This is a genomic window from Janibacter corallicola NBRC 107790, assembly GCF_001570965.1.
Classification (GTDB): domain Bacteria; phylum Actinomycetota; class Actinomycetes; order Actinomycetales; family Dermatophilaceae; genus Janibacter; species Janibacter corallicola.
Genome location: NZ_BCSR01000058.1, coordinates 1 through 14,179, shown reverse-complemented (window position 1 = coordinate 14,179; position 14,179 = coordinate 1). Strand labels below are relative to the sequence as shown.

The 14,179-nt window shown below is 66.9% G+C and carries 15 protein-coding genes and 1 pseudogene; 2 read left to right on the top strand and 14 right to left on the bottom strand.

What is annotated here, in order from left to right:
* The 9 genes from JCO01S_RS16145 to JCO01S_RS14205 form a co-directional block, all read right to left on the bottom strand.
* Positions 1-268, bottom strand: a 268-nt coding sequence (locus JCO01S_RS16145) for a hypothetical protein (RefSeq protein WP_218002284.1), incomplete at its 3' end; no start/stop codon positions are given.
* Between the two features lie 168 nt (positions 269-436).
* The gene (locus JCO01S_RS14240; RefSeq protein ID WP_068257172.1) at positions 437-1,663 is read right to left on the bottom strand and encodes an alpha/beta fold hydrolase; all 1,227 of its coding nucleotides are present in this window, start codon (positions 1,661-1,663) and stop codon (positions 437-439) included.
* Positions 1,660-1,896: a hypothetical protein gene (locus JCO01S_RS14235; protein WP_218002283.1), complete on the bottom strand. Its 237-nt coding sequence runs from the start codon at positions 1,894-1,896 to the stop codon at positions 1,660-1,662. The genes JCO01S_RS14240 and JCO01S_RS14235 overlap by 4 nt, the downstream gene beginning before the upstream one ends.
* Before the next feature lie 5 nt (positions 1,897-1,901).
* Entirely contained in the window at positions 1,902-2,516 is a 615-nt protein-coding gene (locus tag JCO01S_RS14230) for a VOC family protein (RefSeq protein ID WP_218002282.1), read from the bottom strand.
* A 61-nt stretch (positions 2,517-2,577) separates the two neighbouring features.
* The gene (locus JCO01S_RS14225; protein ID WP_068257165.1) at positions 2,578-3,354 is read right to left on the bottom strand and encodes a maleate cis-trans isomerase family protein; all 777 of its coding nucleotides are present in this window, start codon (positions 3,352-3,354) and stop codon (positions 2,578-2,580) included.
* 122 nt (positions 3,355-3,476) lie between these two features.
* Positions 3,477-4,175: a TetR/AcrR family transcriptional regulator gene (locus JCO01S_RS14220; RefSeq protein WP_068257164.1), complete on the bottom strand. Its 699-nt coding sequence runs from the start codon at positions 4,173-4,175 to the stop codon at positions 3,477-3,479.
* A 56-nt stretch (positions 4,176-4,231) separates the two neighbouring features.
* Positions 4,232-5,770, bottom strand: a complete 1,539-nt coding sequence (locus tag JCO01S_RS14215) for an FAD-dependent monooxygenase (protein ID WP_068257163.1) — start codon at positions 5,768-5,770, stop codon at positions 4,232-4,234.
* Between the two features lie 9 nt (positions 5,771-5,779).
* Positions 5,780-7,450: an AMP-binding protein gene (locus JCO01S_RS14210; RefSeq protein ID WP_084342946.1), complete on the bottom strand. Its 1,671-nt coding sequence runs from the start codon at positions 7,448-7,450 to the stop codon at positions 5,780-5,782.
* 81 nt (positions 7,451-7,531) lie between these two features.
* Complete coding sequence (locus JCO01S_RS14205) at positions 7,532-8,284, bottom strand: SDR family NAD(P)-dependent oxidoreductase (RefSeq protein ID WP_068257160.1); 753 nt, start codon at positions 8,282-8,284, stop codon at positions 7,532-7,534.
* A 267-nt stretch (positions 8,285-8,551) separates the two neighbouring features.
* On the opposite strand from JCO01S_RS14205, the gene JCO01S_RS14200 reads away from it, so the two are divergent.
* The gene (locus JCO01S_RS14200) at positions 8,552-10,027 is read left to right on the top strand and encodes an aldehyde dehydrogenase family protein (RefSeq protein WP_068257157.1); all 1,476 of its coding nucleotides are present in this window, start codon (positions 8,552-8,554) and stop codon (positions 10,025-10,027) included.
* Between the two features lie 560 nt (positions 10,028-10,587).
* Here the strand turns inward: JCO01S_RS14200 and JCO01S_RS16390 are convergent.
* The 4 genes and pseudogenes from JCO01S_RS16390 to JCO01S_RS14185 all read right to left on the bottom strand — a co-directional run bounded on the left by JCO01S_RS16390 (position 10,588) and on the right by JCO01S_RS14185 (position 12,748).
* Positions 10,588-11,178, bottom strand: a complete 591-nt coding sequence (locus JCO01S_RS16390; protein WP_281189233.1) for a low temperature requirement protein A — start codon at positions 11,176-11,178, stop codon at positions 10,588-10,590.
* Position 11,179: 1 nt separating this feature from the next.
* Positions 11,180-11,539 (bottom strand): annotated as a pseudogene (locus JCO01S_RS16385) (low temperature requirement protein A); the annotation flags it as partial.
* 90 nt (positions 11,540-11,629) lie between these two features.
* Positions 11,630-11,959 carry a nuclear transport factor 2 family protein gene (locus JCO01S_RS14190; protein ID WP_068257155.1) on the bottom strand — a complete coding sequence of 110 codons (330 nt, stop codon included), beginning with the start codon at positions 11,957-11,959 and terminating at the stop codon, positions 11,630-11,632.
* Between the two features lie 33 nt (positions 11,960-11,992).
* Complete coding sequence (locus JCO01S_RS14185; protein WP_068257153.1) at positions 11,993-12,748, bottom strand: SDR family oxidoreductase; 756 nt, start codon at positions 12,746-12,748, stop codon at positions 11,993-11,995.
* Between the two features lie 60 nt (positions 12,749-12,808).
* Here JCO01S_RS14185 and JCO01S_RS14180 point away from each other — a divergent pair, with 60 nt between their 5' ends.
* On the top strand, positions 12,809-13,501 hold the full coding sequence (locus tag JCO01S_RS14180; RefSeq protein ID WP_068257150.1) for a TetR/AcrR family transcriptional regulator: 693 nt from the start codon (positions 12,809-12,811) through the stop codon (positions 13,499-13,501).
* 55 nt (positions 13,502-13,556) lie between these two features.
* Here the strand turns inward: JCO01S_RS14180 and JCO01S_RS14175 are convergent.
* Positions 13,557-14,179 (bottom strand): site-specific integrase (locus JCO01S_RS14175; protein WP_500778495.1); only part of this gene is annotated, 623 nt, incomplete at its 5' end.

Below are 14,179 nucleotides of genomic sequence, written 5' to 3'. Positions count from 1 at the left end.
CTACGACACGCCGAAGACGCCGTAGCAGCGGCTGCGGGAGTCCGGCGTCCTCGACGGTCACCAGCTCGCGGGCCTCGCCGTCCGGATCGAGGGGGTCAACCCGGCCGATCTGACCCGACAGATCACCGCAATCCAGACCCGACTCCTCGACCTCGCCCAAGCGAAGACCGAGGCCCTGGCCGCTGGCCGACACCTCGATCTGGAAACATTGCAACCGTCGATCAACCGATTGACTGTTACGAAGTAACGCAAGCCACGACGCGCTCACACCGCGTGAGGCACCAGCCACTACGTGGCGCTCACTCTTCAGTGAGGCACCTCGGGCGTGAGGCACGAGAACGATCCCGTCGGTATGTAGGTCACATCTTGATCGGCGAAACGCTCAGTGTCGCCGCACCTCTCGGCTGGGTCCCACAGTCGTTCGGCTTCACCTGACCTACTCGAGCCACCGCCCGATCTCGATCCCCGTGAGGGTCGCACCGGTCGGTTCGCCGGCCGACAACGCGGCACCGAAGTGCCGGCCGGGCACCCGGACGTGCGTGACGGATCCGGGGATCGCCTCGACCATTTCCTGCGCCTGCGGCGGATAGAGGCACTGGTCGCCGGTCAACTCGATGAACAGCGTCGGCACGGTCACCCCGGCCGCGTTGTCGAGGAACCCCGCCCGGCTGCTGATCCCGGACCAGGTCGATAGCCACGCCTCCGGAGTGGTGAGCCTGCCGAAGCCGATCACGCCGTAGTCGGTGATGTCGGGGCGCGAGCCGAACACCGACCCGTACGGCCGATCGTTGGGGTCGATCGACAGGTCGACCCCGCGCAGGTCGGCGTCGGTGCGGTGCACCGTAATGACCCCGGAGGACAATGACAACCGCCGGTCGGCCGGGTCGCCCGATTCCTTGAACCTTTTGCGCGCTGCGGCACTCGCGGCCACGCGGCGCTTCGCCTCGTCATCGATCCGCTGTACTCGCGCGCGTTGCGCCAAGCGGTACCGCTCGACGAACTCCTCCGAGTAGGTGCTCGACGTCGGCGGTTCAGCGAACCCGTTGGCCTCGTCGTAGGGGTTGAGATCTGGATCGACGGAAGCGGGATCGTCCTCGTCGGTGACGGACGGGTCGATCATCGACAGCAGCAACGCCCCCTGCCCGGGGTGCGGAGCCATGAACACCGCCCTGTCGGGCATGGGCATCACGGCGTCACCCAGGGGCACGGGCCGCCCTCCGGGGGTGTCCGGCAGGCGTTCGGCAGGCGGTAGCTCCGCCTGCCGCATGTAGAACGCGACGAGGGCCCCGCCCCCGGAATGCCCCACGGAGATGACCTCGTCGAAACCGCACTCACGCAGGAACTTGTGCCCCGCGGCCATGTCCAGCAACGCCTGCTCATGGATGAGCGTCAAGTCGTTCCCGGCCGTGCGTGTGCCTTGGGTCCACACCGCGCAGCCGCGGGACAGGAACTCGGGCACGAGGATGTGGTGGGTGAAGTCCGAGCGGGGATGCATCAGAAACGCGACGGTGGTCGCCCCTGGGACGGTGCGCAGAATCCCGGAGACGCTCGCACCGTCGTGGGTCTGCAGTTGGTGGGCCGTTGTCGTCGTGTCGGCCGGCGACTGCGCCGGTTCGACGTAACGCCCCGCCCCGAGCCGCTCCTCGCGCGTGCTGGTGCTCATCGGCGCACCACCCGCAGCGCGTCCTTGTCGTGCTGAACGATTCGCGCGTCTTCCAGCCCCGCGATCGAGCTGTACCAGACCGCATGCCGGCACCCGGTGGCGCGCCGATCGATCACGATGTCGTCGTCGGACGTGATGCGCACATACGGCCCGACCTTGTCGATCCTGTTATCCGGGTCGGAGGCCGCGACTTCGACGACACCCTCGTTTTCGGGAACCTCCAGCACGTACAAGCAGGTCACGGTGCCACCACCTTCCGGTCGTGATCGTCCTGCCACGCCTGCGCCCGCTCGACGATGAGCTCAGCCTTGCGCGTAAGCAGCTTGTCCATCGACGGGTCCGGTCCCGACGCGACCTCGCACAGCGCGTCGATGGTCAGCGCCGCGTCGAGGTCTTCCTGCGGAGTCACCGGACGCAGCGCCCGGGTGATCTCGAGCATGTAGCCGTTGGGGTCGTGAGTGTAGATCGATTCGATCGTTTCGTGCGCGACCTGCATCTCCACCGGCCACTCGGATGTGTCGAGCCGGCGGCGGTACTCGGTCAGGTCCTCCTCGGTATCGACGTGGATCGCGAGGTGGCGGGAGTTGCGGAAGAACACCGGCCGATCGTCGCTGAATCGAGCCCACGCGTCGCCCGGATTCTCGGGGTCATCGAAGGGTTCCAGCCCGAAGTAGTAGAAGAACGCGATCCTGTCGTCGTTGCCGATGTCGAAGAAGAAGTGGATGAAGTCGGGGTGCTTCTCCGGGCCCCATCCGGCGGCGCAGATCGAGTGCACGACCGGGAACCGCAGCACGTCGCGGTAGAAACGGACGGTCGCGGCCGGGTCGAAGGTCGGGAACGCGGCATGGTCCACGCCGCGGACGCGGTGTTCACGGGGAGTATTCATCACAACCTCCTGGTAGTGGTCGGTCGGTTCAATTCGCGTAGGGCACGGCCGCCGCGGGCTGTGTGACATCGGTACGCAGCAGCACCCCGGCGTCCGGGATGTTCACCTGCTCGCCGGCGGCGCGGAGTACGCAGTAGGCCCCGGCGGTCGCGGCGGAGAGGGTCGGCACGCCCAGTTCGTCTTCGGCGGCCTGGACGAGATCCAGCGAGGGCATCTGGACACACGCGGAAATCACCAGCGCATCCACGCCGTTTAGGTCCAGGCTCCGGGCCGCGTCCATCACGCGCTCACCCGGGACCCGGCCGACCTCGGCGTTGTCCGCGACCTCGAGGGTGCGCCAATCGGCGACCGTGAACCCTTCGTCCTCCAGGTACGCGACGACCTGTTCCGCGAGCGGGCGCATATAGGGCGTGACCAGGGCGATCCTCCGCGCACCGAGTGCCTCGAGCCCGGTAACCAGCGCGCCGGCGCTCGAGAGAACCTTGGCCCCGGACCCGCCCTGGGCGAGCTGCTCCCCGATCGAGAACTCGACGTTGTGGTGCTCGCCGGATCCGCTCGCCATGATCGCCACGAGGCAGGCGTACAAGACAACGTCGACACCCGCGTCGCCGAGCTCGAGAACGCACCGCTCGCGTTGCGCGTTCATCGCCGCCAAGCCTTCGGGCGAGACCGTGTGCATGCGCATGCGGCTCGAGTGGAAGGTGAAATCCTCACCGGCGTGACGAGCGAGCAGCCGAGGCAGCTCCGTCTCGACGGTGACGTTCGAACTGGGTACGACCAGTCCGACGCGCTGGGGGCTAGACATAAGTGCGGTGCTCCTTCGTATGCGATGCTTCCACTATTCTACACCCGCGTCACTTTGTAAACACTCGCGTCGATTCTCTGGGCAAAGCTCTGCCCGGCACCGGGAAGGCGGAGACGAAGGTTCTACAGTTGCGCGTCGATCCGGTCGATCCGGTCGCGGATCTCGCCGAGCAGCTCGCGGGAGGTCATCTCCCCCGCCTCCTCATTGGGGACGGCGAGCATGGCATCAGCGAAGCCGACCATCGTGTTGACGATCGAATCGACGTTCTCGGCGTCCTGGGGACGGATCCACCACGCGGTCCAATTGCACATTCCCAGCAGGCTGAACGCCGCGGTGCGGGCATCGACCGGCCGCATCTGGCCCGCATAGATCCCCTCGTCGATGATCGTGATGAGCTCGCGCACGATCCGCCGCTTCGCCTCGAGGTGCTCGGTCGCGGCCGGTTCCGGCAGCGTGTTCTCGGTGCGATCGAGAATGCGGAACTGACCCGGACGCGACGCGCGCTCTCGTGTCAGCAGCGCGGTGAGCTGACGGACCTTGTCGAGAGGAGTCAGGTCCGGGCGGTGCCGGAGCTGCTCGAGGAGTTCCGCGAGGTTGTGGGACATCTGCTCGGCCAGCATGACCAGCAGGTCTTCCTTGCTGCGCAGGTAGTGATAGAGCGCGGGCCGTGACACACCCACGGCAGCGGCGATGTCCTGCAGGCTCGTGGCCTCGTAGCCCTTTTCCGCGAACAGTTCCGTGGCCTTGTCGAGAAGCTCGGCGAGGATCAGCTCGCGTCGCTTGGACGATCGCGGCGCGGCAGAGGACGTGGTCGATGACATACCTGCAACGGTATCGACGCCGGTGTAGACGTCGTCAGGCGTCCGAGCACCGCGGCTCATGCGGTCGTGACGATTGCATCGCAGCGGCGCGCCGCCACGGCCGCTGCCGCCATCGGCCGCGATGCCACCGGAACTTCCACCACCACGGGTCGAGACGCGTCGACGCGCAGACGTTCCGCCAAGTCCAACCTGGCGCCGACATCCGCCGGGTCCTCCGGGCCGGTGATCACGGTGGTACAGCGGTCGGTGTCGGCGGCCACTTCCTCGAGGAGACGATCCGCCGCAGCGGACGTCGGGTTCCGGTTCGCCCAGGTGACGGTACGGACGTCGGGTCCGGCCGGCGGTGTGTGGACCTCGCGTGACTCGGCCTGCGCGAGCGCATCCGGGCCGGGGCGGGAAAGAACCCAATCGTCGAGCCGCTCTGGCTCCGATACCGGCGCTTCGCCGAGGTGCCTCAGCGCCGTGCGGGCGTTCTCTGGGTACTCGCGCGCATAATCGGCGATCGTGAGGTTGCCGGCCCGCGTCATGTAGGACAGCGCGATCTCTTCGGGGAGGCGGCCACTGCGGTTGCGGAACGTCTCCCACCAGGTCTGGCTGCGCGCTGCGAGGAGCTTGAAGCGGTCGACGGCGGGGCGGCGGGCCTCCTCGTACGCCGAGAACGCGGCAGTGACGTCGCGGTTCTCCGCGAGCGCCTCGGCCAGCGCGATGCCGTCTTCGATGGCGAGCTTGGTGCCGGACCCGATCGTGTAGTGAGCGGTGTGCGCGGCATCGCCGATCAGGACCACGTTGCCGGTGTGCCACCGTTCCAGCGAGACTGTGGGGAACCGTGCCCACCGCGTGCGATTCGTGAGCAGGCGGCGGCCTTGCAGGTCGTTGGCGAAGACCTCCTCGAGCAGCGCGATGCTCTTCTCGTCCGTGCCGCCCTTCTCGACCGCGGCGTCGTTCGTGGCCAGCCCGGCCGCCTCCCACGTGACCTCGTCAGCCTCGATGAGGAACGTGCTTCGGTCCGCAGCATAGGGGTAGGCGTGCGCGACGAACTGCGCGTCGCCGTGTCCCTTCGAAGTGAAGAAGGCGGTATCGGTGGCGAAATCGACGCCGCACCACATGAAGTGCAACCGGCCGTGCTCGACCGAGAAGCCCAGTTCGGTTTCGAGTTTTCCGCGAGCTTCGCTGTTCGCGCCGTCTGCCGCGACGATTACGTCCGCGGAGGATTCCGTCATTTCGTAGCGGGTTCCCATCTGCAACCGCACGCCGATGTCCCTGGCGGCGTCCGCGAGGACCGCTAGGAGCGTCGCGCGCCCGATCGCGAGATTTCGGGCCCCGTGCAGCTCGACATCGCCTTCCGAGCCGCGCAGGGTGAGACGATGGCCGGCATAGGAGGCCTCGCGGACACGTTCGGCGACGTGCGGATCGGCGGCGGTGAGGTTCTTCATCGTCGCGCCCGTCAGGCCGACTCCGAACCCGAACGTGGACGTGTTCGAGGATGCTCGTTCGTACACGGTCACGGCGGCATCCGGATCGGTGAGCTTGATCAGCCGTGCGGCCGCCAGGCCCGCGGGGCCTCCCCCGATGATATCGATCGTGCGATGAGACATGGCGGACTCCTAAGCTGTGTGTTCGACCTTCAGAGCCGCAGCGACCTGTTCGCGGAGCTCCTTCTTCGATACTTTCCCGACGTTCGACAACGGCAGGGATTCGACGATCTCGACCCGTTCCGGAAGTTTGAACTTGGCGAGCCCCTCCTGTTGCAAGAACGCTCCCAAGTGCGCCACATCGAGCGGGTCCGCACCGTCTTCCAGGGCGAGGAACGCGCAGGCCCTCTCGCCTAAGACCGCGTCGGGCATCGCCACCACGGCGGCGTCGCGGATTTCGGGGTGACGGACGATGATCTCCTCGACCTCTTCGGCATGGATCTTCTCGGCGCCGCGGTTGATGACATCCTTGATCCGCCCCTCGATCGAATAGGTGACCTCATCTCCTCGGCGATGCGCGCGGGCCAGGTCTCCCGAGCGGTAGAAACCGTCGTCGGTGAACGCGGATTCGTTGTGCCGGTCGGCTCGGTAGTACCCGCGGATGGTGTAGGGGCCGCGGGCGCAGAACTCACCGATGGTGCCCTCGGGGACCGGATCGTCGCCGGCCACTTCCAGGATTCGCACCTCGTCGGCCGGCGAGATGGGGGCCCCGACGGTGTGAAACCGCGTCTCTTCCTCTGCCCCGTCGGGTGTGAGCAGGAACATCCCCTCGGCCATCCCGAACATCTGGCGCACGGCGATGCCTAGTTCGTCCCGGAGCCGTTCCGCCACCTCCACCGGCAGGTATTGGCCGCCCACGATGAAGTCCTTCACGCAGGACCAGTCGATATCGCTGCTGTGCGGATCGTCGAGGATGCGGATCGCCAGGGCCGGCGGAACGAGCGGCATGGACGTCGGGCGTTCCGACGCGACCAAGTCCAGCACGGTCTCGACGCGGGCGTCCGTGGCCAGCACGATCGTCGCCCCCGATAGCAACGTCGGCTGCAACGCGAGGGCCGTACCCGCGTTGTGCATGATCGGCAGCGGGTACAGGACTGTGGTGCCCGGCCCCCATCCGCAGCTCGTCGCCCAGGTCCGCGAGTTGTACGAGTATTCCTCGTGCAGGCGGGCCGCTACCTTGGGGAGCCCGGTCGTCCCCCCGGACAGCTGGTAGACGACGATCTGGTCGTGGTCGGGGTCGGGAAGCGGCTCGTGGTTCCCCGCGTCGAGGACCTCGGAGAAGGTCACCACGTGCTCGGCGTCGATGCCCTCAGCGTCACGTGACGCTGCCCGGGCGAGGATCACGGAGCCGATGACCCCGCGCGCGGATACGGCTCGGGCGGTGGAAAGAGCCTCGCCGCGGCCGTGATCCGCCTGCGCAATCAGGCCCTTGGCGTCGACGTGCTCTGCGAGCAGACCGACCTCGCGCTCACCGTGCTGTGCCAGCGTGCACACCGGCCGCACCCCGGCCAGCAGGCAGCCCAGGTACGACACGACGGTCTCGGCGACATTTCCCATCTGGAACATCACCGGGTCGCCGGCGCGCAGGCCGGTTGTCCGCAATAGGCCCGACCCGAATGCGGATGCCCGGTCGAACAGCTCGCTGTACGTCCATCGCACCTCGGAGGTGATCAATGCGGTGTGTTCCGCGTAGGTCTCTGCCGCTTCCAGTAGATCGGCCGGCAACGACCGGGTTCGCCACAAACCAGTGCTTCGGTAATGGGCCACATCGGACGGCGGGTACGGAACCAAGCCGTTCTGCATAGAGTTCGACATAAGTGTCAAGTTACCAACGCTATCAAGAACCGTCAACACACGTGTTGGTTTTTCGACGTACCGGAATCTTCACAGCCGCACGAGCCCGCCGTCCGCCATGATCGTCTGGCCGGTGACAAAGGCGCAGTCCTCGCTGCTGAGGAAACACACAGTGCCCGTCACGTCGGAGGCCACGCCGTTTCGCCGGATCGCCTGCATCGACGCCACGTTGTCCAGTACCTCGGTGGGGAAGGTCTCCTCGCCGCCCGGCGTCCGGGACGCGGTGGGCGCGACGGCGTTGACGGTGATGCCGAACGGTGCGAGATCGGTGGCGAGGCCCCGAGTGAACCCGACGACTCCCCCCTTACTGGACATGTAATGCGAGAGAGAGGGAACGGCGAGGCCGAGCGAGTTGGACGCGATGTTCACGACCCTGCCCCAGCCGTTGTCGCGCATCGACGGGCAGAAGGCCTGCGCGGTGAGGAACTGGGAATCCAGATTCAGCGCGTGGATCTTCTTCCAGAACGCGTAATCCACATCGAAGAAGTCCTTGAAGGGGTAGGAGCCGGCGTTGTTGACGAGGATGTCGACCGTGCCGAACGTGTCGAAGGCCTGCTCGCGCGCACCTTGGACGGCGTCCGGGTCGGTCACGTCGGCCTGGATGGATACCGCGCGGCGGCCGGCCTCCTCGACCTCCGCCACGGTCTCCGCGGCGTCGCGCAGGTCGATGGCCACGATGTCGGCCCCGCGCTGAGCGAGTTCGACGGCGATCGCTCGCCCGAAGCCCTGGGCCGATCCGGTCACGACGGCGACGCGGTCCGTGTGTGTCGCTGGATGGTTCATCGTTCTCTCCCTCGTCTCTGGGGTAGCTCTGTGCGTCCCCCGGGGCGCTGAAAGGCGACCCTCGTCGTCAAGCTAGCCAGCCGGCTATCCGCGTGTCAACGTAATCGTCGATTACTTGACATCTACGTCGTTTATCGTAGTGTCGGTCTCAGCGAGTGGGATACGTCACAGTCCCTGGTTGACCTCGCCGACGGCGGAGCGTCCTCGCCGGACGAGCCGACAAGAACGACTCCCGAGCAACGAACCACTGAAAAGGATCTGGTTGCCATGACCGCTGAATCAGTTGCATCGCCAGCGACCGTTACCGGCCGCAATCTCATCGCGGGGGCCTGGAGTGAGGCCGGTGACACCCTGGAGACCATCAACCCCTCGACCGGCCAAGCGCTCGGGACGTATGCCAGCGCCGGCGAACCTGAGGCGCAGACGGCGATCGCAGAAGCACGCCGCGTTTTCGACGAGACCGACTGGTCTCGAGACCCTCGCCGCCGCTCGCGTGCGATCAACGAGCTCGCGGATAATCTGGAAGCGCGTGTCGATGAGGTTGCGCTCATGCTCTCCCGTGAGAACGGAAAGCTCCTCCCTGAAACGACCTGGGAGGTGTCGACCACCGTCGACTGGCTCCGCTACGCGGCGGCCTCGGCCCTCATCCTGGACGGCGGGCGGTCCTCCGAGGTCAGCCCCGGTGTGTATTTCCAGACCGGCCAGGAAGCCATGGGCGTGATCGGCATCATCACGCCGTGGAACTCTCCGGTCATCCTCTCGATGCGCTCCATCGGTCCCGCACTCGCCGCCGGCTGCACGATGGTGGTGAAGATGCCGGGACAGACCGCGTTGACCAGCAGCCTCGTCGCCGAGATCGTCAAGGACACCACCTCGATCCCGGATGGCGTCGTCAGCATCCTCACCGAGGGCGGGAACGCCGTCTCCCCCGCGCTCGTGGCGTCACCGGATGTGGACATGATCAGCTACACCGGCAGCACGCACGTCGGCCGCGCCATCGCGAAATCGGGAGCGGACACACTGAAACGCCTCAGCCTCGAACTCGGCGGCAAGACACCGCTCGTGATCTTCGACGATGCCGACCTCGACGTGGTGATACAGAACATCGTGGCGGCGTGCACGCTGATGAACGGCCAGTTCTGTCTCACAGGATCGCGCCTGATCGTCCAGAGCGGCATCGCGGAGAAGCTCCGCCCGATGGTCATAGACGCCATCTCGAACCTCCGCGTCGGACCGAGCGAGGACCCCACCTCGAACCTCGGCCCGCTCATCGATGCGGCCAGCGCGGCCCGGGTGGACCAGATCGTCGAGGACGCGACCGATTACGCCACCGTCTTGGTGCGCGGCGGGCTCGTCTCGGATGCCGAACGGCCCGGCGGCGCCTATTACCAGCCGTCCGTGCTCGAAGTGGACCGGCTGGACGTGCCGATCGTGCAGGACGAACTGTTCGGGCCCGTGCAGACGTTCGAGGTGTTCGATACGGAGGATGACGCGATCCGCATGGCCAATGGCACGTCATTCGGGCTCGGTGCGGCGGTCTTCACCTCGGACGAGTGGAGGGGACGCCGCGTCGCGCGCGAAATGCGTGCGGGGTTCGTGTGGACCAACTGCTGGGGCGTGATCCACGAGGCGTTCGAGGAAGGCGGGCTCAAGCAGAGCGGTTACGGCGTCCTATGCGGACCCAGCGCGATCACGGAGTTTCAGGACACCAAGATGTACGCACAGATCGCGCCGCCGCAGTGATCCCCGCCGCGGTGTGATCGACGGGGCCGGGTCCGCTTCGGCGGGCCGGCCCCGTGGCGCGTCCATGTCCTACCGTGTGCCGGACCAAGTCTTCTAGGCAGCCGATTCGTCGGCCCGCAGAAGGCTTGCTTGTGCTCAGCCGATGGGGCATGCCCGATCTCGCCGTGCAGGCGCCTGTAGTTGACCAGTCGATGTACTCGGCGACGGCGATCTCGACGTCGCCGACGTGCTTCCAGCCGGCCAACAGGCGCATGAACGGGGTTGGCCCCTACTGTTTCTTCGCTGCGAGGGACGATGTCTTCACCTCGTGCAGGTTCGGGTGTCACGTGCGGTTCGCGGTGGTGGTGCGGATCTGGGTGATCACGGCGAGTGTGCCCATGACGGCGACGGTGGCGATGCCGATGAGTACCGACGGCAGGACGGCCCCGAGGGCTAGACCGGCTACTGCGATGAGGACCAGTGCAGCTGCGGCTAGGTATCTGGCGCGAGCGGCCGTGCCGGTGCGGGAGCGCAGGAACAGGATGTTCCCTACCAGGTAGACGAGCGGCCCCCGACGGTGGTCAGCACCACAGCGGGGTCGGCCTCGGCGTGGGTGATGCGCAGTTCCATGGAGACAGCCACGACGATCGCGCCGGCGACCATGAGCGCGTGGGCGTAGGCGAATGCGGACCGCAACGCCCCGGTGTGGCCTGTCCTTGGCTTGCCTGCGTGTCGGGTCCGGCCAGGGCGAAGTACGCCCACCACAGCACGAACAGCCCGGCGAAGCCGAGCAGGGCCGCGACGGCGGCGCGGGCCGGGATCGGGTCGAGTTCGGACAGCGTCAATCCTGTGATGAGGATGGACTCGCCCAGCGCGATGATGAACACCCCGCGGTTGCGTTCTGCGAGGTGCTCGGGATCAGTGGGCCAGGTGCTCATCGGCGCCGAGCCCAGGCCGGGGAAGCGGAACTGGAACCGGGGCACCGCGACATCCACGAAGAGGGCGGCGATCCAGACGATCAGCCGCGGGCCGGGCTCGAGGAATGCCCCGACGAGAAACAGCACCCCCGCCGTGGCACTCCAGGCCAGCAAGTTCGTGTAGTTCTTGGCCAACACGTGCCCCCCGCATCGCGACGGCCATGAAGGCCGCGCGACCGACCTGAGCGGCGACATAGCAGGCCGCGAACAGCAGCCCGTCCTCGGCGAAGGCGTGCGGCAGCCCGAGCGACATGCCCAGGGCGGCGATCATCAGCAGCCCGTTGAGTATCCGCACCAGCCCGCTGTTCGGGTCCAGCCAGTTCATCGCCCAGGCTGAATAGTTCCAGACCCACCACACGCCCCCGAACAGCACGGCCACCTGCAGCACTCCGAGCCAGTCGAGGTTGGCCAGCAGCGTGTGCGAGACCTGGACGATCGCGAAGACGTAGACCAGGTCGAAGAACAGCTCGATCGGCGCGACCTCCGACCGTCTGACCCCTTCCGTCCGCAGCAGACGCGGCCGGGATGCGTCCTGGTTCCCGTTGCTCTCGCTCACGGCACCCCTCCTGGTAGACGTCGGGTTCGGCTGGGGTCGCCAGCCTCGGTGCCGCCAAACGCGGGTGACACCGAGGCTGGCAGATTGGCGTCAGCCTCCGCTGATCGTCATCCGGGCGATCTTGTCGCCGTCCACCTCGAAGTCGAACCGGCTCCGGCCGTTGGCATAACTGCTGCGCCAGTCGCCGACGACGGTCACGACGTCGCCTGTAGTGGTGACCTCCTCGGGGGTGAGGATCCCAGTCGCACCGATGAACTCGCGATCGCTCCAGGTCTTGATCTGTTCGCGTCCGGTGAAGACCCTGCCCCAGTCATCGACCGTTCCCTCGGCTGTGAAGGCGTCGAGGAAGGCCGTCTCGTCATGTCGGTTGACGGCGTCGATGAAAGCGGCGACCGGCTCGGGAATGTCTGGGTCGTTCATGTGTCTCTCCTGCTGTGACGTCAGGGGCAGAGGTCAGCGGGTGGTGTAGCCGCCGTTGGCGAAGATCGTCTGTCCCGTGATCCACCAGCCGTCGGTGGCGAGGAAGATCACGATGGGGGCGATGTCCTCGATCTTTGTCAACTGGTTGCCCATGGCCTGCGACTTGTGAAACTCGACACGCTCGGGAGTCTCCTGCCCATAGAAGAAGGGGGTGTCCATCGGGCCGGGCGCAATGGCGTTCACCGAGATCTCCCGCTCGACGAACTCCTTGGCGGCGGCGCGCGTGAAATGCTCGACGGGAGACTTCCCGCCGGCGTACGTGGAGTAGCCGTCCGTGAACGCGGCGAGCAACGCGGTCACGAGCGTGATCACCTTTCCCCCATCCGCGACGTGCCGCCCGGCCTCCTTGATGAAGAAGTACGCGGCCTTGGAGTTGATGTCGAACATCGAGTCGTACTCGTCCTCGGTGGTGTCCACCATCGGCTTGCGCAGAACCTGACCGGCCGTGTTCACCGCGACGTCGATCTGCCCGATCGCCGCGGTGGCATCGGTGAAGAGCTGCTCCACCGCGGCCGGCACGGTCAGGTCACCACTGAGCAGGACGGCGTGGGCCCCGGCCGCCTCGACCTCTTCCCGTGTGCGTTCGGCCTCGGCACGACTGCCCTCTGAGTGGTAATGGATCGCCACGTTCGCGCCAGCTGCCGCAGCCTGACGTGAGATCAGCCCGCCAAGGTTCTTCCCGCCGCCAGCCACGAGCACGTTCTTCCCTTGCAGAGTGTGGTCACTCATGTGTCCTCCAAATCGCTGCTATGTATCGTCATATCATCGATACACGACTAGCGTATCAGGATGACACCAGAGGGACAGGCCGATACACGAACTCGCCTGCTCAGCGCAGCAGCCGACCTCATCGCCGCCTCGCCCGGCGAAGAGCTCTCCCTTCGAGCAGTGTGTGACGCCGCCGGGGTGAAGATGCCGACGCTCTACCACTTCTTCGGTAGCAAGCAGGGCCTCATCGAGGCCGTCATCGACCACGGCTTCGACATGTACCTCGCCGAGAAGTCCTCCCACGAGCCCCCCGCCGACCCCATCCAGGCCATCCGCTCCGGTTGGGACGCGCACGTGGCCTTCGGCCTCGCCAATCCTGGCTTCTACACCCTGATGTACGGCAAGATCCGTCCCGGCTACTCGCCGCCGTCCCAGAGTCGACCAAGCCAAGTGCTGCGCTCACTGACACGGCGGGCCGGCGAGCAAGGGCGGCTCGTCGTCCCCGCCGAGCAGGCCGCGGCACACATCCTGGTGTGCAACATCGGCGTCACCCTCCGGCAGATCGTGCTCGCCGAAGAAGACCGCCCCCTCTCCATCGCCGTGCGCGAGGGCGCCATCGCCTGGATCACCGGCACCCACGACACGACCAACACCATCGACGGCAACGTCCGCGCACTCACCGAGCTCGCCGCAGCCCACCCCGACATCCTCGGACACGCAGAGACCCACCTGCTGACCACATGGCTACAACGGTTGGCCCAGACCCCGAGGTGACGCGAAGGAGCCCACCGCCGTGGACCCGCCCACGGCCACCGACCAGGTGCCCGGCTCAGGATGCCCCTCCGGCCGGCTGACGGCGCTCTGGCCGGAGGGCGGCGTACTGCGGGCCGTGACCACTGGTGCTTCGCCATGCCTCCGCGGTGGCGGCGTTGATCCCGAGGAGGTGTATGAGGACGGGTGCGGGCACGTCGGCTGCGAGGTCCGAGAGTGTCGTGTTCCGGGCGGTGCGTGGCTGGATCCCTCGCATGTGCAGGAGCCGGCCCAGTGTGGTCGGGTCCATGTGCTGGCCTCTGCGGTCTCCGGGGAAGAGCCACAGCTCTGGGTCGGCCTGGTCACCGGAGTGCGCGCCGTCGCGTCGGTCCTCCGGCAGGCGAGCAAGGATCCCCGCGACCCGTGGCGGCAGGTCGATGGGCGTGCGCCCGATGGTCAGCGCCATGGAGTCGCCATCAACGTGGAGGTCCGTGCGTCGTAAGGCGACGATGCGTGAGGGGTTCATGCCGTACAGCAGCACCAGGGAGGCTGCGGCACGTTCACGGGGCGACCATCCCGATTCGGTCAGGGCTCGACGGAGCTGGTCTTCCCTGGCGCCTTCGGGTTCTCGTCGCCGCGGGGCACGGTAGGTGTCCGTGGGGATGGTCAACGCCGTGGGGGCGAGCCGCTGGCGGCGGGCCC